Below are 22028 nucleotides of genomic sequence, written 5' to 3' on the forward strand. Positions count from 1 at the left end.
GCCGATCAGCACGACGAGGGAGAGCTCAGGGACGGATAGCTCGGTCATCACGCGGCTCCTCTCGTACTGCTGTCGGTTGTGGCCTTGGCGAACAGGGCCAGTTGCGTGGGTGGGCCGAATTCGGGATGTTCGACACCGACGGGCACGAAGCGCACCGCGTAGCCATACCGTTCGGCCACGCGAGATGCCCAATCCGCGAATTCCGCACGGGTCCATTCGAAGCGGTGATCGGAGTGCCGGAATTTCCCGGCGGGCAGCGTCTCGTACACCACATTGTGCTCGGTATTCGGCGTCGTCACGACTACGGAACCCGGTGCGGCCGAGCCGAATACCGAGTATTCGAGCGCACCCAACCGCGGCTCGTCTACGTGCTCGACAACCTCCATCAGCACGGCGGCGTCGTATCCACGCAACCGCGCATCGGTATACGTCAACGCACCCTGCAGCAACGTCAAACGCCGCGCGACTCGCTCCGGCATCCGATCCAGCCGCAACCGCCGCTTGGTGATGTTCAAGGCACGCATCGATACGTCGACACCGACAACTTCGGTAAAAGCCTTGTCCGCCAGCAGTTCCCGCAACAATGCCCCCTCGCCGCAGCCGAGATCGAGCACCCGACGCGCCCCGGCGCCCCGCAGCGCCGCCAGCACCGCGGCCCTTCGCGTGACCGCCAGCGACGGTGCCCGCTCTTCGCCCTCGGTCGCCGCTGGCTCTGCAGCCGTCGCGTGTGCCGACGTGGCTTCCGACTCCGCGGCCTCTGCGGCTGTGGTCTCAGCGGCCGTGGCTTCCGAGGCTGTCGCGATTACGGTCGCGGCCGCTGCCGCCGAGATCTCGGTCGACCGGGTCGCTGCCGGTACACCGGGTCCGGCGTTATTGCCCACGGCCTCGGGTCCACTGCCTGACCAATCGGCTGCGACCGCCCCGGTGTCAGTCGGTTCCAGCGCCTCGTCGCCCCCCTCTTCGACCGCATCGAGCTCCTCGGCCTCCGCATCGTCGACCTCGGCCAGCCGCGCCAGCGCCGTCCGCACCAGCGACTGACGTCGCGCCAGGTAGCGCCGCGTGATCCAGCCGCGTTCCGGATGCTCGGCCAGCCACCCGGCCCCCGCGCGGATGAGTTTGTCGACCTCGTCGGCGGCCAACCAGTAGTGCTTGGCGCCGTCGAGCACCGGCAGCAGGACATACAGGTGTGCGAGGGCGTCGGCAAGGCGGATGGTTCCGGCGAGTTCCAGTCGCACATAATGCGAATCGCCCCACTCCGGAAAGGCCGGATCGAGGGGGAGTGGTTCGGCGAGCACGGTCCAGCCGAGCGGCGCGAAGGCCCGCTCGGCCGCCTCCGGTCCGCCCTTGCACGGCACCGCAGGCAAAGCGATCCGCAACGGCAGTGCCGTCTGCGCCAACTCGGGCCGCTGATCGCAACGTCCGTGCAGTGCCGTGCGAAATACCGCGCCGAGTGCCACCGACAGCAGCGATGACGCGGCGTACGGCCGATCGTTGACATACTGACCGAGACTGAAATCCGGTGTGCTGCGCGATCGCCCGCGCACCAACCGAATCGGGTCCACCTCCAACAGCAGCGCCGCCGTACACCGCGCCGCGCTCGCCTCCGGGTACACCACATGCGCGGTGCCGTAGGACTGCTCGAACGCCTGCACCCGGTCCGGGTTCTTGTGCAGCAAGAAGCCGAGATCGGTCGCGGGCCAGGCCGCGCCCTCCGGTGGTGTGCAGGTGATCGTCAACAGCATCTTGCGATCGTCGCCGAGCCGCACACCGCACGCAAGGAAGTTTCGCGGGGCTAATCAGAGGCTGAGGTTCGGCCAGGTCCATTCGGCGACCGCCGGAATGTCCTCGCCGTGTTCGCGAGTCCAGGCGCGGGCATTCCAGCGGGCGTCGACCATCTCCTGGCGCAGCCCTGCCGCCTTCTCCCGCAGGGCCGGAACCCGGTCGATCACATCCATAACCAGGTGGTACCGGTCCAGATCGTTGAGCATCACCATATCGAAAGGTGTTGTGGTGGTGCCCTTTTCCCTGTATCCGCGCACGTGCAGCTCGCTGTGGTTGGTGCGCTGGTAGGTGAGCCGGTGGATCAGCCACGGGTACCCGTGGAATGCGAATATCACCGGACGGTCCCGGGTGAACAGCGTGTCGAACTCGCTGTCGGACAGGCCATGTGGATGTTCGTCCGATGGTTGCAGCCGCATCAGGTCGACCACATTCACCACTCGCATCCGCAGTTCCGGCAGCCGTGCACGCAGAATCGCCGCCGCCGCGAGCGTTTCCAGCGTCGGCACGTCTCCGGCGCAGGCGAGCACGACATCGGGCGTGGTGCCGAGATCGTCGTTCTGTCCGGCCCAGCCCCAGATTCCGGCACCGCGCGCGCAGTGCATCGCGGCATCGGAAACCGAAAGCCAGTCCGCCTGTGGCTGTTTCCCGGCGACCACCACATTGACGTAATGCCGTGAACGCAGACAGTGATCGTAGGTCGATAGCAGCGTATTCGCGTCCGGTGGCAGATACACCCGCACGATCGATGGCTTCTTGTTCAGCACGACATCGAGGAATCCGGGATCCTGATGGGTGAAGCCATTGTGGTCCTGTCGCCAAACATGTGATGACAGCAGGTAATTCAGGCTTGCGATGGGTCGCCGCCACGGCACCGCCGCACTCGCGTCCAGCCATTTGGCGTGCTGATTGAACATCGCGTCGATGATGTGGATGAAGGCCTCGTAGCAGGTGAACACCCCGTGCCTGCCGGTCAGCAGATATCCCTCGAGCAGCCCCTGGCACATATGCTCGGACAGCACCTCGATCACCCGTCCGGTGCGGTCGAGATCCACATCGAATTCGCCGATTTCGGCCTGCCAGTTACGACCGGTGACCTGCAGAATGTCCTGCAGCCGATTGCTCGCCAATTCGTCGGGGGCGAAGGTCAGGAAGTTGTCCGCATTGCGCGCGGTGACATCGCGCAGCCAGGCGCCGAGCACCCGGGTCGCCTCGTGCTGTGTCGCGCCCGGCTCACGCACCTCGACGCCGTAGGACCGCCAATCGGGCAGCCGCAGATCCCGAACAAGCATGCCCCCGTTGGCAATTGGATTCGCGCTCATCCGCCGATGGCCCTTGGGCACCAGGTCGAGCAGCTCCGGGATCGGCCTGCCCGACTCGTCGAAGAGCTCCTCCGGCTGATATGACCGCAACCACTGTTCGAGCACCGCCCGATGTCCGTCATCGGTACGCGCGGCCGCCAACGGCACCTGATGCGCTCGGAAGGTGCCTTCAACCGGATTGCCGTCCACCACCGGCGGGCAGGTCCACCCTTTCGGCGTGCGCAGCACGATCATCGGCCAGCTCGGGCGCACCCCATCGGTCCCCGCGCGTGCGGTCCGCTGAATCTCCGCGATGCGATCCAGGGCGGTGTCGACAGCGATGGCCATTTCCTGGTGCACGTTCGCGGGATCGCTGCCCGCGACGACGATCGGCTCATAGCCATATCCGCGCATCAGCATCAGCAATTCGGATTCCGAAATGCGTGCCAGGATGGTCGGATTGGCGATCTTGTACTGATTCAACGCGAGAATCGGCAGCACCGCACCGTCGCGCGCCGGGTTGAGGAATTTATCGGCATGCCAGCTGGTGGCCAGCGGCCCGGTCTCCGCCTCACCGTCGCCGACCACGCAGAACACCGTCAGATCCGGATTATCCAGTGCCGCCCCGAACGCGTGCAGCAGCGAATAGCCCAGCTCACCGCCCTCGTGGAAGGAACCGGGCGTCTCCGGCGCACAGTGACTCGGCACCCCGCCCGGAAAGGAGAACTGGGCGAACAGTGCGCCCATCCCGGTCTCGTCCCGCGGCACATGGCTGTACAGCTCGGAGTACGTCCCCTCCAGCCACGCACAGGCATTCGGCCCCGGTCCGCCGTGTCCCGGCCCGGCCACGAAGACCGCATCGAGATCACGCTGCCGAATCGCCCGATTGGCGTGTACCCAGACCAGATTCAGGCCGGGCACGGTGCCGAAATGTCCGAGCAGCCGCGGCTTGATGTTTTCGGCCAGCAGCGGTTCGCGCAGCAGCGGATTGCTCATCAGATAGATCTGGCCGACCGCCAGATAATTCGCGGCCCGCCACCACGCGTCGAGCGATTCCAGTTCCGCGCGATCGAGCGGGCCCGGCGCCTCCGCGAGCCGATACGGCCGGGGTGCGACGGTCGTGCCGTCGCCGCTTTCGACATTGTCGGCCGAGGTATCGCCCCCGGCGCTGGCTACCTGGGTCATGCTCGACTCTCCTCACACTCGGGCATCAGCGGCGGCACCTGGAGGGACCGCCGATTACCGGGTCCTGCGCGGTTGCCGACGTCGATTGATAACGCCGGATGGAGAATTCACAGCCAGCCTACCTACGCGGGCGCGCCCCAATCGGTTCGCACGGTCTCGCGTCCACGACGGGTCCGTCTGGGGCCGGAGGTCACCCGATCCCGTGCCATCCGTCGTCGCACTATCGGCGGGTGGTTGGGCCGAGCCAGTCGCGGTGGATTATGGTCCGCCGCATGCAAACACTGCGCAGGATCATCGGTATCGGCACCATCGCCGCGGCGACATTCGCGCTGGCCGCATGTGGCTCGGACGATGACAAGGGCTCGTCCGCCACCACGTCTGCCCACACCTCGTCGGCCGCCGCGGCATCGGCGCAGCCCACCTTCGGTCAGCTGCCCGCGCAGAACACCGGCGCCGAATGCACCGCCGACGACATCGTGGTGGTCGGCGGTTTCGGCGCGACGCCGAAGATCACCATCCCGGACACCTGCACCCCGCCGACCCAGCTCCTCGTCAAGGATCTCGTTCCGGGCAGCGGTCCCGGTGCGGTCGCAGGTCAGCCGCTCACCATGAACTACACGCTGATCACCTGGTCGGATAAGAAGAAACTGGACAGCTCGTTCGACCGCGGCAAGCCCTTCCAGCTGACGCTCGGTGCCGGACAGGTCATTCCGGGTTGGGAGCAGGGGCTGGTCGGCGTGCAGGCGGGTGCGCGGCGGCTGCTGATCATCCCGCCGAACCTCGGTTACGGCGCGGGCGGGAACGGCATCAAGCCCAATGAAACGCTGGTCTTCGTCACCGACGCGGTCGGCGTCGGCAAGTAATCGCAACGCGCGGTCCGCGGCGGTGGTGCTGCCTGCAGCCCGCTGCGACGGGTCAACTAACCTGGTCCAGATACGCACGTTGAGCCGTGCGGCGATTTCGCTCGTGATTACCCCCAGCAAGTCGGCCACAAGCAAGTCGACCAGAACCAACGAACAAGGAGCATGTCCGTGAAGAGCACCGTCGAGCAGCTGAGCCCGACCCGGGTCCGGATCAACGTCGAGGTGCCTTTCGAGGAGCTGAAGCCGGACTTCGACAAGGCCTACAAGGCGCTGGCCAACCAGGTCCGCATCCCCGGCTTCCGTCCGGGCAAGGCCCCGGCCAAGCTCATCGAGGCCCGCCTGGGCCGCGGCGCGATCCTCGAGCAGGTCGTCAACGACGTGCTGCCCGGTCGCTACAGCGAGGCCGTCACCACCTCCGAGGTCAAGGTCATCGGCCAGCCCGAGATCGAGATCACCAAGATCGAGGACGGTCAGGAGCTGGCGTTCACGGCCGAGGTCGACGTGCGCCCGGAGATCGCTCTGCCCGCCTACGACGGCATCGAGGTGACCGTCGACTCGTTCACCATCGGTGACGAGGACATCGAGGAGCAGCTGCAGTCGCTGCGCCAGCGCTTCGGCACCCTGACCGGTGTCGAGCGGCCGGTCCAGGACGGCGACTTCGTCTCCATCGATCTGTCGGCCACCGTCGACGGCGAGGACGTGCCGGAGGCGGCCACCACCGGCCTGTCCCACGAGGTCGGCTCCGGCCAGCTGATCGAGGGCCTGGACGAGGCGCTCAGCGGGCTTTCGGTCGACGAGTCGAAGGAGTTCACCTCGACCCTGGTCGCCGGTGAGCACGCGGGCAAGGAGGCGGTCATCACCGTCACCGTGCGCTCGGTCAAGGAGCGCGAGCTGCCCGAGGCCGATGACGACTTCGCCCAGCTGGCCAGCGAATTCGACACTCTCGACGAGCTGAAGGAAGACCTGCGCAACCGGGTCGAGCGCGTCAAGAAGGTCGAGCAGGCCGGTCAGATCCGCGACAAGGTGCTCGAGACCCTGCTCGAGCAGGTCGAGGTGCCGCTGCCGGAGGCGGTTGTGCAGGCCGAGATCGACGCCGTGGTGCACGATGCCGTGCACGGCTTCGACCACGACGAGGCCAAGCTCGCCGAGGCGCTCGAGGCCCAGGGTTCCAGCCGCGAGGAATTCGACAAGGACACCAAGGAGTCCGCCGAGAAGTCGGTGAAGACCCAGCTGCTGCTGGACGCCATCGCCGAGGCGGACAACACCCAGGTCGGCCAGGAGGAGCTCACCGAGCGGATCCTGTTCCAGGCGCAGCGCTACGGCCTCTCGCCCGAGCAGTTCATCCAGCAGGTGCAGCAGGCGGGCCAGCTCGGCGCGGTCTTCGCGGACGTGCGTCGCGGTAAGGCGCTGGCCGGTGTGGTCGGCAAGGTGAAGGTCACCGACTCCGACGGCAACGCCGTGGACACCGCCGAAATGTTCGGCGCCCCTGAGGGTTCCGAGCCGGAGGGCACCGAAGAGACCACCACCGCGAGCGCCGAATAATTCCATGGAGGAGCAGCGTGATCGAAGCCAGTGTGGTTGTGTGATTGCGCTGTGAGCGAGCGTAGCGAGTGAACCAAAAGCACAGTGCGCTCTCGCGCACAGTGCAATCGAGCGTCAGCGAGATTGCGCTGTGAGCGAAGACGGGCGGTACCGGGAGTTCGGTGCCGCCCGGCTTCGTTAATGTTTGTGACAAGCGAACCAGAGATGGCTGTTCGGTATCAGCAACGAGCCGGTAAGAGAAGGCAGGTATCCGTGACAATGAACAAGGCAGGGGTCGTCATGACATCCGCGACTGCTGGTCTGAACCTCAGTGATTCGGTGTACGAGCGCCTGCTGCGTGAGCGCATCATCTTCCTCGGCACTCAGGTCGACGACGACATCGCCAACAAACTGTGCGCGCAGATCCTGCTGCTCACGGCCGAGGATCCCACCCGCGACATCGCGCTCTACATCAACTCGCCCGGTGGTTCGGTGACCGCGGGCATGGCCATCTACGACACCATGCAGTTCGCCGAGTGCGATATCGCCACCTACGGCATGGGCTTGGCCGCATCGATGGGTCAGTTCCTGCTCACCGCCGGCACCAAGGGCAAGCGGTACGCCCTGCCGCATGCGCGCATCATGATGCACCAGCCGTCGGCGGGTATCGGTGGTTCCGCGGCCGATATCGCGATCATGGCCGAGCAGTTCGCGCACACCAAGCGCGAGCTCAACGAGCTGCAGTCGCTGCACACCGGCAAGCCGATCGAGCAGGTCACCATCGACGCCGACCGTGACCGCTGGTTCACCGCGCAGCAGGCCCTCGAGTACGGCTTCATCGACCGCGTGATCACCCACGCGGCGCAGGCGAACGGCGCGGGTAACTAGCAACTGTCGAGCTGCCCCGTTCCCCCTCAACGACTTTGGAGACGAAGATGGCCAATCTGTTCGACCCGCGCGCCGGTCTCGGCGGCACCGCTCCGGCGAGCCCGCAGTCGCGCTACATCCTGCCTTCGTTCATCGAGCACTCGAGCTTCGGTGTCAAGGAGTCCAACCCGTACAACAAGCTGTTCGAGGAGCGCATCATCTTCCTCGGCGTGCAGGTCGACGACGCCTCGGCCAACGACATCATGGCGCAGCTGCTGGTGCTGGAGTCGCTGGATCCCGATCGCGACATCACCATGTACATCAACTCGCCCGGTGGTTCGTTCACCTCGCTGATGGCGATCTACGACACCATGCAGTACGTGCGTGCCGATGTGGCCACCGTCTGCCTGGGTCAGGCCGCTTCCGCCGCGGCCGTGCTGCTCGCGGCCGGTACCCCCGGCAAGCGCGCCTGCCTGCCCAACGCCCGCGTGCTGATCCACCAGCCGTCGCTGGAGGGTGGCATCCAGGGGCAGGTTTCGGACCTGGAGATCCAGGCCGCCGAGATCGAGCGCATGCGTCGCCTGATGGAGACCACGCTGGCGCGCCACACCGGTAAGGATGCGGACACCATCCGCAAGGACACCGACCGCGACAAGATCCTGACGGCCGAGGACGCCAAGGAATACGGGATCATCGACACGGTCTTCGATTACCGCAAGCTCAGCGCCCAGAAGTAGGGCGGACGCGCCGGACGCGGCGCGCCGATCGCTCGTAAGTTGCTCTATGTCAGGAAAATCCGGCCGGGCCACATGCCGCTCGGCATGTGCCCCGGCCGGACTGCTTCAGGGAAGCCGACCGGCCGGAAGGGTGTCGGGCGGAAGGGTTTCCGAGGCGGGCGGCCAGGAGTGTCGGATGGCCGTCGATCGGGGTGAACGTGTTCCATAGTGGTGAGAACTCGGACGACCCCCGTGAGAAACATGCTCGAGTTGTCGACCTCCGTCGCACACACCGGGTACGGTCGACCTAGGGACCTTTGCTCCCGGTTGACGGCAGTGCTCGAACCGTCGGAATCGCTCGAGGTGTTCGTGATTACACCCGAGGGTGGCGGATTGCTGGCAACCTGGATAGACGGTTGCACGCGGACAAGGAAGTAGGGACCCACGAGATGGCGCGCATCGGAGATGGCGGCGATCTGCTGAAGTGCTCGTTCTGCGGAAAGAGCCAGAAGCAGGTCAAGAAGCTCATTGCGGGACCAGGGGTGTACATCTGCGACGAGTGCATCGATCTATGCAACGAGATCATCGAGGAAGAGCTGGCCGAGTCCAGCGAGGTCAAACTCGATGAGCTGCCCAAACCTGCCGAGATCCGGGATTTCCTGGAGAACTACGTGATCGGGCAGGACACCGCCAAGCGCACCCTCGCGGTGGCCGTCTACAACCACTACAAGCGCATCCAGGCGGGCGACAAGGGTCGCGACAGCCGCGGCGAGACCGTCGAACTGGCCAAGTCCAACATCCTCATGCTCGGTCCCACCGGCTGCGGTAAGACCTACCTGGCGCAGACGCTCGCCAAGATGCTCAACGTCCCGTTCGCCATCGCCGACGCGACGGCGCTGACCGAGGCCGGATATGTCGGTGAGGATGTGGAGAACATCCTGCTGAAGCTGATCCAGGCCGCGGACTACGACGTCAAGCGAGCCGAGACCGGGATCATCTACATCGATGAGGTCGACAAGATCGCCCGCAAGAGCGAGAACCCATCGATCACCCGCGATGTCTCCGGTGAGGGTGTGCAGCAGGCGCTGCTGAAGATCCTGGAGGGTACGCAGGCGAGCGTGCCGCCGCAGGGCGGGCGCAAGCATCCGCACCAGGAATTCATCCAGATCGACACCACCAACGTGCTTTTCATCGTTGCGGGTGCGTTCGCGGGGCTGGAGAAGATCATCTCCGATCGCACCGGACACCGCGGCATCGGCTTCGGCGCCGAGGTGCGGTCCAAGGCGGAGATCGATACCGATGACCACTTCGCCGAGGTGATGCCGGAGGATCTGATCAAATTCGGTCTGATCCCGGAATTCATCGGCCGACTCCCGGTCGTCGCCTCGGTGACGAACCTGGACAAGGACTCGTTGGTCAAGATCCTCTCCGAGCCGAAGAACGCACTGGTGAAGCAGTACGTGCGGCTGTTCGAGATGGACGGCGTTGACCTGGAGTTCACCGATGACGCGCTGGAGGCGATCGCCGATCAGGCGATCCTGCGCGGTACCGGCGCCCGCGGTCTGCGCGCCATCATGGAGGAGGTCCTGCAGCTGGCGATGTTCGACATCCCCAGCCGCGACGACGTCGCCAAGGTGGTCGTGAACGCCGACACCGTCAACGACAATGTGCTGCCGACCATCGTGCCGCGCAAGGCGCAGCGCGCCGAGCGCCGGGAGAAGTCGGCGTAGTAGTTACGCGGACCGGGTCAGACGAATGCAACCGCAACCTCCGTTGCTTCCGGCTGGCCCGGGCACGCTGCTGGATGCCGCCGCGATTCTCAACGGCACCGTCGATATGCGCACGTATCAGCGCAGGTACCTCGTGGTTTACGCCGAGACCCCCAGGGAGTCCGCAAGGATCGCAAATACGGCGATCCCCGATTACCAGGGGATCCTCTCGCTCGTGACGACCTGTGTCGAATGGCTCGATGAGCATTTCGGGTGGGAGCTGGTAAACGTCTTCACGCGGGAGTGCCAGGGAGATTACCTGCAGTGGCACTGCTACTACGCGATGCTGCGGCGATCGCGCTCGAACTAGTCCGATGTGTATCGGCCTGCTGGTTGGGGTACTCCTTGGTCACGGTTGAGTAACCAGCCCAGTCCTGGCCCCTAGGTGGTCGGGGCGAAAAGTTCCCGCCGACAAGGTTTCTCCGGCGGATGCGACGGACCGAGGTCCTCATGTCGACAGTTCTAGTTTCCTCAGATCAACGTATCGCTGCCGTGGACGGATCCGGACTGAAGCGGTCCGCCGATCGTCTGTGCGTAGTCGTGTCGCCGCCGGTGGATTCGGTCACCTTGTGTGCCGTGGGCGGCGAGATGGACTACCTGACGGCCGACGCTCTTCGGCAGTCTCTGCTGGAGGCACTGCCGACGGCGGGCGCGGTGGTGGTTATCGACCTATCGCAGGTGACGTTCTTCGGCGTCGCCGGGCTGCGGGTGTTGATGGAGGCCCGATCCTGGTTCGGCCACAGCGGCCGTCGACTCCAGTTGATCACGGGTCCGCGCTGCGTGGATCGGCTACTCGAGGTCGCGGGTCATGCCGCGGTCTTCGATGTCATCCCGAGCCTCGCCGCAGTCGCGCGGCCGAAACCGCTCGGGTCGGCTCGCGCGAGCGCCTGATCATCGAAAACACCGGTGCGGCAACCGAATTCGGTTGCCGCACCCGCGGTCTGTGTCGACTCAGGACGCTTCGCCGCGCATATCGTCCTGGCTCCAGTAGGCGCGCATGGCAACGATTCTGCCCTCGTCGTCGAAATCCATCGCATCGATGGGTGAGAGGGTGAAGCGCTGATCGCCGAACTTGGTCACGAGGGTGAACATGAAGGCGGCGTGGTTGCCTGCGATTCGAACCGAATCCGTGTGCAGCTCGGTTTCCCGATCGAGGTTTCCGAGCACCTCGTAGAACTCGCGAATGGCGTCGTGCCCGCGCTTGGGCTCGGTGCCGATCGGATCCTCCACCACCGCATCGGGTGCGTAGAGGTCGACGATCGCCTCGGTCGGGCCGGAACCGACCAACTTCACGTACTGCTCGATCACATCGCGGATCTTGGCTGCCATGGAAACCTCTCACGAATTGAAACGTGTTCTAATTCGGAGCGTAGCAGTGTCCGGTGATCGCGTGACATGGAATCCCGTTGGCCGGGCAGACGTACTGGCGCAGATGGCCCCCCGCGCCAGCACTCGTCGAACGGTATTGCGCACCGAACGGGCCGATCGTCGCCCGTCGGTTATCTTGTTGGCGCGCTAGTGATGTGGGATACGGTGACGACCGCTTGTCACATCACTGTGCCGCCCGATCGCGCCCGGATTCGGAATCGCCATTGACTCCCTGGTTCGCCGTTGAACCTTCTGTCCCGCACTTGTGCGTCTGCTTTTGGTGTCGCCAGAAACCCTTCGTGTGTTACCGCCTCCGCGGCTTTGTGGCTCCTTTTGTCCTTTTCGCCTGGTCCGCATGGGTCTTCAGCCCGGTGGGGCGGGGTGTTTCAGAAAACTTGTCGCTATTTCTCGCTGTTCGAACCCGGTGTGTCGAGCTTGTGTGGTGCTCGTCGTGCTGTTTACTCGGTCCGGTCAACCAGATGTTCGAGTGACGAGTGAAAGCGGAGGAGACATGGCACTGCCTACCATGACCGCGGAACAGCGCACTGAGGCGTTGGCCAAGGCGGCTGCGGTCCGCAAGGCGCGCTCCGAACTTATCGGCAAGGTGAAGGCCGGCAAGGTTTCGGTCGCCGACCTGTTGAAGAAGGCGGACAGCGATGACCTGGTCAAGAAGACCAAGGTTGCTGCCGTGATCAAGGCGCTGCCCGGTGTCGGACCGGTCAAGGCGGCCAAACTGATGGACCAGGCGGAGATTCCCGAGGACCGCCGGATCGGTGGACTCGGCGCCCGCCAGCGTGCGGCGTTGCTCGAAGCGTTGAAGGACTGACAAGTAAAGTCGGGCCATGATCGGGGAACAAATGCTCACGTCGGTGGCGTGGCTGTGCGTCGAGAACGGCCGCTTACTCGCGGTCCGGACCGAGGGACGCGACGCCTTCTATCTGCCGGGCGGCAAGCCCGAACCCGGAGAAACTCTGGCGGGAGCGCTCGTTCGGGAGGTTCGCGAGGAAGTCGGCGTCGAATTGGAGGCGCACCGGATTACGCCCGTGGTGACGATTACTGCCCCCGCCCACGGGCGTCCCGGAACGCTGGTCGAGATGCACTGCTTCCGCGCGCCCGGTCACGGCGCGCCGGCACCGGCGGCGGAGATCGCCGAGATGGCGTGGCTCGGACCGGACGACGGACACCTGTGTGCGCCGGCTGTTGTGCGGGCCCTCGACCATTTGACCGAGGTCGGAGGTTGGCACGCGTCCTGAACGCGCCCACTTCGCACGGAGAACGCCCCACAGCACGCGCTGTGGGGCGTTACTGTTTCGGCGGTCTAGCGGTTGGTACGGCGGCGGGGGCGTTGGAAGGTGATCGGGGCGGGATCGCGCAGCTGGGGCCCTCGCGGGGTGACCAGGATCAGGGCCAGACCGAGCGCGACGATCAGCGCCGCACCGATGACGCTTAGGGCGAAGCTGGCCCCGCCCATATCGGCGGGTTTGTGGAAGGCGTGATAAAGCAGGTGCGGAAGACCGAAGACCAGCCAGCCGAGCCCCGCGACCTGGGCGAGTGCGCTGCCGCCGAGGAATAGCGCGGCCAGTGTCACTGCGGTCAGCGCCAGAAAGAACGAGCCGACATCGGAGGCCAGATGGTGGTTGTACGGGCCGTCCGCGGAAATCCACTGCATGCCGAAGCCGGGAAAGCTGGTGTACCAGGAATGCGGCGCCAAGACCGCCCACAGTCCGACGACTGCGCCCTGAAATGCCAATACCCCCAACATGATTCGCACCGCGAGCCAGCGATTGCGCTGCTGTTCGAACCGCATCCGCACGCGTAGCCCGCCGGATTTGCCGTCTACCGTGATCCGCATCGGTCTCTCCGTTCATCGCCGAACCAGGGATCTGGTGCTGCAACCGTAAGTCGGACCTCGGGTCACGATCAATAGGCGGCGACCTCGTCGGTGATGGTCAGCCGGTCCGAGCGTGAGTAGATGTTCATGGTGTCCCCGCGCAGGAAGCCGACCAGGGTGAGGCCGGATTCGGCGGCCAGATCGATGGCCAGCGAGCTGGGCGCCGAGACGGCGCCGAGCATCGGGATGCCCGCCATCACGGCCTTCTGGACCAGTTCGAAGGAGGCCCGGCCGCTCACGATGAGCACGAGATCATTTGCGGGGATACGGTTTTCGAGCACAGCCCAGCCGAGCACCTTGTCGACGGCGTTGTGCCTGCCGATATCCTCGCGCACGGCGAGTGCGGTGCCGTCGGTGGTGAACAGTCCCGCTGCGTGTAGACCGCCGGTGGCGTCGAAAACCGTCTGGCGGATGCGCAATTGGTCCGGCATGGCGGCGAGGGTTTCGGTGTCGACGGTGATCGAGGTGGTCGGCAGCGGGAATCTGGTCCGGGTGCGGACCTCCTCGAGTGCGGTTTTGCCGCAGAGGCCGCATGCGCCGGTGGTGAGGAAGTTGCGGCCGTGCACCGGGATCGGGGTGCGCAGGTGGACATCGAGGACGTTGTAGGTGTTCTGCCCGTTCTCGTCGGTGCCCGCGCAGTAGCGGGCGCTCACCACATCCTCGGCGGTTTGAATAATGCCTTCGCCCAGGAGGAATCCGTGCACCAATTCGAAATCGCTGCCCGGGGTGCGCATGGTGACGGTGAGCGATTGGCCGTCGAGGCGCAACTCCAACGGTTCTTCTACCGCGACGGAATCCGGGCGTTCGATCACGCCGTTGGGCGAGATGCGGCGCGTCTTGCGGCGCGCGGTCACTCTACTCACGATGGCTGCCCCATATGGACGTGCGGCTCCACCCGGATGGTCACGGCCTTGGACACCGGTGTATTCGACCGTGCCGCAACGTGATCCAGCGGAACCAGCGGATTGGTCTCGGGATAGTAGGCGGCGGCATTTCCGCGCGGGGTCGAGTATTCGACGATGCGGAAGCCGGTCACCTTGCGCTCGGTGCCGTCGGTCCATTCGGAGACCAGATCCACCAGATCGCCATCCACGAAACCGAATTCGGTGATGTCGTCGATATTCATCAGGACCACCTTGCGGCCGCCGTGCACGCCGCGATATCGGTCGTCCAGGCCGTAGATGGTGGTGTTGTACTGGTCGTGGCTGCGCAGGGTCTGCAGGATCAACCGGCCCTCGGGGACCGGGACCCAGGTCAATTCGTTCACCGCGAAATTGGCTTTGCCGGTGGCGGTGCGGAATTCGCGGGAGTCGCGCGGCGGATGCGGCAGCACGAAGCCGTTGCGGTCGCGCACCCGTTTGTTGTAGTCGTCGCAGCCGGGGACGACACGGGCGATCGCATCGCGGATCTTGTCGTAATCCTGCTGATACTGCGCCCATGGCACCGGGTGCTCGGCGCCGAACAGTGTCTGTGCGAGTTCGCAGACGATGGCGACCTCACTGCGCAATTGCTCGCTGACCGGCTTCAGCCGACCGGTGGACAGATGCACCATTGACATCGAATCCTCCACCGACACTTGCTGTTTCGTGCCGTTCTGCAGGTCCAGATCGGTGCGGCCGAGGGTGGGCAGGATGAGTGCGGTCGCGCCGTGCACGACGTGGCTGCGGTTGAGTTTGGTGGAGACCTGCACGGTCAGCGCGCAACTGCGCAGCGCGGCCTCGGTCACCCCGGTATCCGGGCTTGCGGACACGAAATTGCCGCCCATGCCGATGAAGACCCGCGCCGCGCCAGCGCGCATGGCCCGGATGGCATCGACGGTGTCGTAGCCATGCTTGCGCGGGCTGGTGATGCCGAATTCGCGGTCGAGTGCGTCGAGGAAGGTGTCGGGCATCTTCTCCCAGATGCCCATGGTGCGGTCGCCCTGCACGTTGGAGTGGCCGCGCACCGGGCAGACGCCCGCGCCGGGCTTGCCGATCATGCCGCGCAGCAACAGCAGATTGGTCGCTTCCTCGATGGTGGCGACGCCGTGCTTCTGCTGGGTCAGGCCCATTGCCCAGCAGATGATGATGTTCTTCGATTCGGCCAAAAGTGTTGCGGTGCGGTGCAAATCGTCGTCGGTGAGTCCGGTTGCCGCCCGCACCGTGCCGAGATCGACCACGCGCGCATTTTTTTCGTATTCGGCGAAGCCCGCGCAATGCGCATCGACGAATTCGCGGTCGACCACCGTGCCCGGTGCGCGGTCCTCGGCCTCGAACAGCAGTTTGCCCAGGCCCTGGAAAAGCGCCATATCGCCGCCGAGCCGGATCTGCAGGAAGTCGTCGGCAATGGTGACGCCGCTGGTGAAACCCTTGACCGTCTGTGGGTCGCGGAAGCCGAGCAGTCCGGTCTCCGGCAGCGGGTTGACCGCGACGACCTTGGCGCCGTTGGCCTTCGCGTCGGCCAGCGCGCTGAGCATCCGCGGATGATTGGTGCCCGGATTCTGGCCCGCGACGATGATCAGATCGGCCTTGCCGAAGTCGTCTATCGAGACCGAACCCTTGCCGATGCCGATGGAACTGGTCAGCGCGGCGCCGGAGGATTCGTGGCACATGTTCGAACAGTCCGGCAGATTGTTCGTGCCGAAGCTGCGGACCAGCAATTGGTAGAGGAATGCGGTCTCGTTGGCGGTGCGGCCGGAGGTGTAGAACAGGGCCTCGTCGGGGGAGCTGAGCGCGCGCAGGTGCTCGACGATGAGTTGGTAGGCGTCGTCCCACTCGATGGGCGTGTAATGGGTCGCGCCGTGGCGTAGCACCATCGGATGGGTGAGGCGGCCCTGCTGGCCGAGCCAGTAACCGGATTTGCTCGTCAGTTCCTCGATCGAATGCCGAGCGAAGAACTCAGGGGTGACGGTGCGCAGCGTCGCCTCCTCGGCGACGGCCTTGGCGCCGTTCTCACAGAACTCGGCCGGGCGGCGATGCCCGGTCGGCTCCGGCCAGGCGCAGCCGGGGCAGTCGAAGCCGTGCACCTGGTTGAGGCGGGCCAAGGTGCGCGCGGTGCGCAGCACCCCCATCTCCTCGACCCCGCGTTTGAGCGCAACAGCCACAGCCGTCACACCCGCCGCCTGCTCCTTCGGCTGGGTGACGGTCAATTCGGACTCGTCGATGTCCTGTGTCGGCCCATTGCGGTGCATGCCCGATATTGTCCTCTCCCCGCGAAGGTTGTCGCGGACCCACCCTCTGTCCTGATCGCGGGTGCGCACGTTGTGGCTGTCGGCTCCTGCCCGACGGGTACCACCTGGTTCGGATGGTATGCATCGGTGGCTGGCGCGGTGTCGGGTTACATCGGTGACGCTACCTGGTAGCCAGCGGTTTTCGCCTGGTTCGGGCTCGGCGAGAAGGCTCCGCGCCGGTAGGTGCTGGCTTTACCATTGCTACTGATCAAATCGCTGATCTGAGGCATGGGCGATGGGGACGCTGGCGGCAATTCCGACGCGTGCCGGCGGGGAGCGTCGGCACGCGGCATCCCGGCGCGCGAAATTCGGTGTTCGGTGGGGGATCCTCTGTTCTGCCGCGGTGTTGGTCGCGTTGGCGCCGGTTTGGTTCGGCGGGGTGTCGGCCTTCGGTGTTCCGGCATCGGGGGAGCCGACATCGCCGGTGGTTTCGCCAGCGCCGACGCCCGGACACCACGGGCCGGGGACGCGGGATGGGGCCACGGCACCGTCCAGCACGGCGGTGCCGGATGACAATTCGGACGGCGGTGGAACCCGCGACGGGACCGGGACCCGCGACGGAACCGGGACCCGCGACGGAACCGGGACGCAGACGACGACCAGCCGGGTGCCCACTGATCCGTGCGCCGGACGGTCGTCGGATGGGTGCTCCGGACCGACTTCCGATCCCGAACAACCACGGCCGCCCGATATTGTGCTGCCGCCGATAACCGTCACCTTCCCACCGGCGCCACAGCAGCCGGTCACGCCGACTCCGCCGCAGCCGGTCACGCGGGACCCGCCTGCGGATTCGTCCACTACGGTGCCGCCGCAGCAGCAGATACCGGAGAATCCGCGGCCGCCGATATCTCCGTCGAATAGGCAGCCCGAGGTGGTCGTGCCGACCGTTGGGCCTGCACCGATGCCGACGACTGTGGCACCGGCGCCGCCGGTTGCGCCGCCACCCGCCGCGCTGGAGCTCACACCCACGGCCATCGGGCTCGGTGGTGATGTCACCGCGGCCGGATCGGGGTGCGATCCGCGGTCGCAGGTCAGCTTGCTGGTCGGGGAGACGCCGGTGGGTAATACCGTCGCGGGGGCGGACGGCGGGTTCCGGGCGCCCCTGGCGCTGACGTCGATCGAAGTCGGGCGATACGAGGTGACGGCGCGCTGCGGTCGCACGCTCACCGCGCCGCTGGATGTGGTGCTGGTCAGCCGGGTCAGCTCCGCCACTTCGACATTGACGGTGATTCTGTTCTTCTTGTTGGTCGGTGCCTGGTTCTACGGGCATCGGCTCGTCTCGCACCTACCCGCGCGGAGGGAACCATGATGCGAGCCCGTGTCTCGGCGGCCACGCGAATTATCTTGCTGCCCAGTGTGTTCGCTCTCGTGCTCGCCGGATTGTTCGGGGCGCCGGTCGCGGCCAAGCCGCAGGGTGTCGACTTGTCGGCGACCATCGACGATCGCGATATCGCCGAAACCTCCGCCACCGAACCACTACGGCTGCAACCGAACAGCACCATCCGGGTGGGTGTCGCGTTGACCAACAACAGCGATGGGGCGTTGCGTATTCGGCGGGTCGATCTGGCCGGGCATGTGCTCGGGCTGACGTTCTTCTCGTACTCGACCGCCGTCGAATTGACCATCGCACCGGGAAGATCCGAGGCGCTGAAGTACCGGCTCGATCTGACCGGACTCGAGGGGCAGGCGACCGGACTGATCGTCGCGGATTTGGCGGTGATCGGCGACGACGGCGCCCCCATCGCCTCGATACCGCTGGACACCGATGTGCGCGGCTCGTTGTATTCGGTATACGGACTCTTCGGAATCGCGTTGGCGGTGCTGACCGCGCTCGCCATTGCCGATGCGGCGCTGGCGATTGCCCGGCACCGGCTGTCCACAAACCGGTGGCAGCGCGGGTTGCGGTTACTTGCGCCGGGTATCGGCATCGGATTTATATTCGGATTCACCGCATCGGCGTTGCGGTGGTGGGTTCCGGATACCGGATTGTGGCTCGCGGTCGCCGGTGTGGCGGCTTCGGTCGGTTTCCTGCTCGGATACTGTTCGCCGACACCGGAAGTCGAGGATCTCGCGCCGACCGAGGAGGACGAAACCGCCGATGTGGAAACCGTGCGCTTCCCGGACGGGGCGACATCTTGACATCTGATACCGGCCGATTGCGGGCCGTGCTGCCCGCATATGACATCGGTGCGCAGGTCGGCAGGGGCGGATGCGGTGTGGTGCTCGCTGGTACGCATCGTCGGTTGGGGCGACCGGTTGCCATCAAGCAGATTCCACCGCAGTTCGCGCACGACGAGCAGGTGCGGCGCCGGTTCGTCGCCGAGGCGCGCCTGCTTGCGGCCATCGATCATCCACATGTGGTGCGGGTTTTCGACTACATCGAGGCCGATGAGCTGTGCCTGTTGGTTATGGAGTATCTGCCCGGCGGGACCGTTGGCAGTCGGTTCGCGACCGAGGGGTTCGACGCGGCTACCGCGGTCGCGGTCGGGCTGGCCTGTGCCGCGGGGTTGGAAGCCGCGCATCGTCACAAGATTCTGCACCGGGACGTCAAACCGTCGAATCTGATGTTCGGTACCGGCGGTGCGATAAAGCTGACCGATTTCGGGATTGCCAAGATCGTCGGCGGCGATGAGACATTGGTGACCAGGACCGGTGAGATCGTCGGAACTCCGTCCTATATCGCACCGGAACAGGCACGCGGACAGCAGCTTTCGGCCGCGACCGATGTCTACGCGCTGGCGGCCATGCTGTATCAGCTGCTGTCGGGGGTGCTGCCGTTTCCGCCGCATGAAGATCATCTGGCAACGCTTTTCGCACACGCCTTCGGTCACCCGATACCGCTCATCGAGGTCGCACCCGGCGTGCCGGAGCCGATCGCCGATGTGGTGATGCGCGGCCTCGCAACCGATCCCGCCGATCGTTTCGACACCGCCGAACTCTTCGGGATCGCGCTCGCCGAACTCGCCGCCTTGTGCTGGGGTGGCGACTGGCTTACGCCCGTGGGCATTCCGGTCATCGGTGCGGACACCATTGTCGCCGCCGCGACCGGGAGCAGTCGCGCCGCCGGGCGATCCGGTATTCAGACGCCGAGAGCGCGGGGCGGACATGGGCAGGCCGCAGTCACGCAGCGGACAGACATGCCCCCCGCGGGCTTCGGACCCCGCACGCCGGTGACCGCCGACCCCACCCTGCCTGCGACCGACGCCCGGCCTGGGGTGATTCCCCCGGTGCCACCTGCTTCGTCGGCCCCGACCGAAATCTCGCGGACGCCGAGACCAGACGGTACGGATTCGGTTGCGGGTGGACCGATATCGCCGGTGCCACCAGTGCACGGAGGTATCACGAGTGGCTCCGAGCAGTCCGGCGCTGCGACACCAGGTGCGCAGACCACGTCGGAGCCGCCCGGGGTGGACCTGTCTTGGTCGTCCGCACCGGAGCCGCCAGGGGCGAGGAGGCCTGCGCTCGAGGCGGATACGCCTGGGGCGCACGCTTCGGGAGGTGCGACGCCTACGCCGCGGCCGATATCCGGGTCGCCAGTGCGGGAGCCGCCCGTGTCTGGGTGGCCCGCAGCGGAGCCGCGCGGGTTGGGACGGGGCGGGGCACCGTCGCGCATGCCGGGGGATGTGCCATCAGTACGGCCTACTAATGGAGCCGGTCAGGGTTCGTCGGAGTATGGCGAGTCGGCACGACCGATGCCGTCGTCCGGGAAGTCGATGCCTGGGCCGTCCGGGTCGGCGCCCTTACGGCCGCCGATGGTTCGGGTGCGTCCGGTGCATGAGTTGCAGGACAACGGTGTTCGGTTGGCTGATGTCGATCGGCGGGATCTGGTGCCGATCCGCGATGTCGTCAGCTTTGCCTCGCCGTGGCCGTTGTTCTTGGTGGGTGCGTTGCTAGCGGCGGGTGCCTGTGCGGTGGCGTTGCTCGGAGTGGGTGCGCCGACCGCCGGAGGGGATCTGGTGCATGGCACGGTCACCCTCGCCGGTATCGATGTGACGGGGCCGAATCCGATCGAAGTCGATCTGTCGAAGCCGATTCCATTGCAAGTCAACGGAATTGATGTCGACTCCGCCGTGCTCACGGTGGAAGTTTTCGGCGTGCGGCTGGGTGGGGATCCGGTGCCGCTGCAACCCGGTGGCGTGGCCGACCTGCCCGACCCGGTGAACTCGCGTGTGCTGGCCGGAAACCTCGACGGCGAGCTCACGCTCCTGCGCAGTGGAACCGAAATCGCCACGCAGAGAATAGAATTCCGCACTGTCCAGAACCCGACACGCACCGCGGCGGCGGCGGTGATCGTGGTTCTCGTTCTGTTCGCCGTGGCTTACCTCGAGTCCAACACCCGCACCTTACGCCGCGGCCACGGCGGCCTCGCCAACATCATCGGCCTGTCCGTGAGTTCAGCCATCCTGTCCGCCGCCGTCGCCGGTGGCGCCTGGATTCTCCGCGACACCTCGCCCACCAGCACCACCCTCGCCGTCGCAGCCGTACTAGGCGCCGCAGCCGGGGTCGCCGCCGCCCTAGGCGCACGACGGATCGGCAAGCGCCGCCGCTTCCTTCGCCGCGCACGACGCGACAACCGTTGACGCAGTGGCCCCGCGAATGTGCTGAACGGGACGGCACGGGAGCTGTGCACGCTGCCGTGGCGGGTACCCGAGTGCGCCTCCTCCGTCGGCCAGGTCCGGTGTTGGTCCGGCCGTTGGTACGAGCTGCTCAGGAGCGGCGGCGTTTGCTCGTGGCCTCGGTCGGGTGTTTTGGGTGAGCTTCGGTGCGGTAGGTGAGGATGCGTTGGCCTATGCGGAGGCTCCAACCGGGATGTAACTCAGTGGGGGTGGTGCCGATGCGGGTCCATTCGTCGGCGCCGGGGGCGGCGATGAAAGTGCCTGCGGGGGTTGCGGCGTCGCGGACGTAGACCTTGCCGCGGTCGACCGAGACATAGGCGTGCACCCGCGAGACGTGGCGGTCGCGCGGAACCGCAAGGGGCGTGGCAGTGGCGGCACGCACCGTCTCGTCGATCATCGGGCTGCGGCCGACAACGTAGGGTCGGTCCAGTGGAAACGCCGAGCCGTCCGCGAGAACCAGCGCGCCGACGGGCTGCCCCGCTCGCGAGTTTTCCGGGTTTTTCGCGCTGCCTACCGGTCGCAATGGCCGCGGTCGTACCCCCTGCAACGCCGGAATCTTGTGCAGTGCAATCGGTTCCGGCCGCGCTGCCACACCCGACCGTGTTCCAGCGGCCGAATCGCGTTCCTGGGCGGACATGGCCTGGGTACTGATCTCCTCCGGAGCGCCTACCTGCCCTGATCCATCGGACGGTGCTGAGCCCCTCGGCCGCGCCTCCGATGATGCTGCGCCCGGCCGGGCATCGGCCGTCGATCCCACAGGCCCGGCCTTATCGCTCGCCGCGCCGAATCCCACGGCCTGCGTGGCCGATTGTTGCGGGGCCCGGCCCGAGTCCGTCGACCCGGTTGATCCTGCCTTTTCGGTTGCTTCGTCGTCCTCGGCGGAGTTGGCGCCGGATTGTTGTGCGGGCTGGCCGGAGTGTATCGATCCGGTGGGGCCTGCCTTT

At 66.0% G+C, this 22028-nt stretch carries 19 protein-coding genes; 12 read left to right on the top strand and 7 right to left on the bottom strand.

Translation table 11 applies throughout. The features are described 5' to 3' along the window. Positions 1-47 precede the first annotated feature (47 nt). Entirely contained in the window at positions 48-1742 is a 1695-nt protein-coding gene (locus NP3_RS28430; RefSeq protein WP_063044692.1) for a 3' terminal RNA ribose 2'-O-methyltransferase Hen1, read from the bottom strand. Between the two features lie 54 nt (positions 1743-1796). After that, positions 1797-4265: a phosphoketolase family protein gene (locus NP3_RS28435; protein ID WP_084509093.1), complete on the bottom strand. Its 2469-nt coding sequence runs from the start codon at positions 4263-4265 to the stop codon at positions 1797-1799. Positions 4266-4537: 272 nt separating this feature from the next. Between NP3_RS28435 and NP3_RS28440 the strand changes: the two genes are divergently transcribed. The 7 genes from NP3_RS28440 to NP3_RS28470 all read left to right on the top strand — a co-directional run bounded on the left by NP3_RS28440 (position 4538) and on the right by NP3_RS28470 (position 10892). Beyond that, positions 4538-5128, top strand: a complete 591-nt coding sequence (locus tag NP3_RS28440) for an FKBP-type peptidyl-prolyl cis-trans isomerase (RefSeq protein WP_063044694.1) — start codon at positions 4538-4540, stop codon at positions 5126-5128. 168 nt (positions 5129-5296) lie between these two features. Continuing rightward, positions 5297-6670, top strand: a complete 1374-nt coding sequence (gene tig, locus NP3_RS28445) for a trigger factor (RefSeq protein ID WP_063044695.1) — start codon at positions 5297-5299, stop codon at positions 6668-6670. 258 nt (positions 6671-6928) lie between these two features. After that, on the top strand, positions 6929-7537 hold the full coding sequence (locus tag NP3_RS28450; RefSeq protein ID WP_084509095.1) for an ATP-dependent Clp protease proteolytic subunit: 609 nt from the start codon (positions 6929-6931) through the stop codon (positions 7535-7537). 47 nt (positions 7538-7584) lie between these two features. Beyond that, a complete protein-coding gene (locus NP3_RS28455) occupies positions 7585-8253 on the top strand; it encodes an ATP-dependent Clp protease proteolytic subunit (protein ID WP_063044696.1) in 669 nt (222 codons plus the stop codon). Positions 8254-8681: 428 nt separating this feature from the next. Next, positions 8682-9962 (top strand): ATP-dependent Clp protease ATP-binding subunit ClpX, encoded by a 1281-nt coding sequence (gene clpX, locus NP3_RS28460; protein ID WP_063044679.1) that lies wholly within the window; start codon positions 8682-8684, stop codon positions 9960-9962. Positions 9963-9987: 25 nt separating this feature from the next. Further along, a complete protein-coding gene (locus NP3_RS28465) occupies positions 9988-10311 on the top strand; it encodes a hypothetical protein (RefSeq protein ID WP_063044680.1) in 324 nt (107 codons plus the stop codon). A gap of 242 nt (positions 10312-10553) precedes the next feature. Next, a complete protein-coding gene (locus NP3_RS28470) occupies positions 10554-10892 on the top strand; it encodes an STAS domain-containing protein (RefSeq protein WP_281197570.1) in 339 nt (112 codons plus the stop codon). 60 nt (positions 10893-10952) lie between these two features. On the opposite strand, the gene NP3_RS28475 is transcribed toward NP3_RS28470, so the two are convergent. After that, a complete protein-coding gene (locus NP3_RS28475) occupies positions 10953-11330 on the bottom strand; it encodes a nuclear transport factor 2 family protein (protein WP_063044681.1) in 378 nt (125 codons plus the stop codon). Between the two features lie 550 nt (positions 11331-11880). Between NP3_RS28475 and mihF the strand changes: the two genes are divergently transcribed. After that, positions 11881-12195, top strand: a complete 315-nt coding sequence (gene mihF, locus NP3_RS28480; protein ID WP_040687687.1) for an integration host factor, actinobacterial type — start codon at positions 11881-11883, stop codon at positions 12193-12195. Between the two features lie 16 nt (positions 12196-12211). Continuing rightward, positions 12212-12622, top strand: coding sequence for an NUDIX hydrolase (locus NP3_RS28485; RefSeq protein ID WP_063044682.1), 411 nt, complete (start codon positions 12212-12214; stop codon positions 12620-12622). Positions 12623-12687: 65 nt separating this feature from the next. Here NP3_RS28485 and NP3_RS28490 read toward each other — a convergent pair whose 3' ends face one another. The 3 genes from NP3_RS28490 to NP3_RS28500 all read right to left on the bottom strand — a co-directional run bounded on the left by NP3_RS28490 (position 12688) and on the right by NP3_RS28500 (position 16429). Then, on the bottom strand, positions 12688-13221 hold the full coding sequence (locus tag NP3_RS28490; RefSeq protein WP_063044683.1) for a hypothetical protein: 534 nt from the start codon (positions 13219-13221) through the stop codon (positions 12688-12690). A 68-nt stretch (positions 13222-13289) separates the two neighbouring features. Beyond that, positions 13290-14123: a formate dehydrogenase accessory sulfurtransferase FdhD gene (gene fdhD / locus NP3_RS28495; protein ID WP_063044684.1), complete on the bottom strand. Its 834-nt coding sequence runs from the start codon at positions 14121-14123 to the stop codon at positions 13290-13292. Then, positions 14120-16429 carry an FdhF/YdeP family oxidoreductase gene (locus tag NP3_RS28500; RefSeq protein ID WP_063044685.1) on the bottom strand — a complete coding sequence of 770 codons (2310 nt, stop codon included), beginning with the start codon at positions 16427-16429 and terminating at the stop codon, positions 14120-14122. Before NP3_RS28500 ends, fdhD begins: the two co-directional genes overlap by 4 nt. Positions 16430-16811: 382 nt before the next feature. Here NP3_RS28500 and NP3_RS48265 point away from each other — a divergent pair, with 382 nt between their 5' ends. Genes NP3_RS48265 through NP3_RS50700 form a run of 3 tightly spaced genes read left to right on the top strand, consistent with a single transcriptional unit; the run spans position 16812 to position 21048 of the window. Beyond that, the gene (locus tag NP3_RS48265; protein ID WP_157124595.1) at positions 16812-17777 is read left to right on the top strand and encodes a hypothetical protein; all 966 of its coding nucleotides are present in this window, start codon (positions 16812-16814) and stop codon (positions 17775-17777) included. Continuing rightward, positions 17774-18607, top strand: a complete 834-nt coding sequence (locus NP3_RS28520) for a hypothetical protein (RefSeq protein ID WP_063044689.1) — start codon at positions 17774-17776, stop codon at positions 18605-18607. Before NP3_RS48265 ends, NP3_RS28520 begins: the two co-directional genes overlap by 4 nt. Beyond that, positions 18604-21048 carry a serine/threonine-protein kinase gene (locus tag NP3_RS50700; protein ID WP_084509097.1) on the top strand — a complete coding sequence of 815 codons (2445 nt, stop codon included), beginning with the start codon at positions 18604-18606 and terminating at the stop codon, positions 21046-21048. The genes NP3_RS28520 and NP3_RS50700 overlap by 4 nt, the downstream gene beginning before the upstream one ends. Before the next feature lie 127 nt (positions 21049-21175). Here NP3_RS50700 and NP3_RS49950 read toward each other — a convergent pair. Next, the coding region (locus NP3_RS49950; RefSeq protein WP_218024951.1) for an FHA domain-containing protein at positions 21176-22028 on the bottom strand (853 nt) is incomplete at its 5' end.

The sequence above is a fragment of the Nocardia pseudovaccinii NBRC 100343 genome (assembly GCF_001613225.1).
Taxonomy (GTDB): domain Bacteria; phylum Actinomycetota; class Actinomycetes; order Mycobacteriales; family Mycobacteriaceae; genus Nocardia; species Nocardia pseudovaccinii.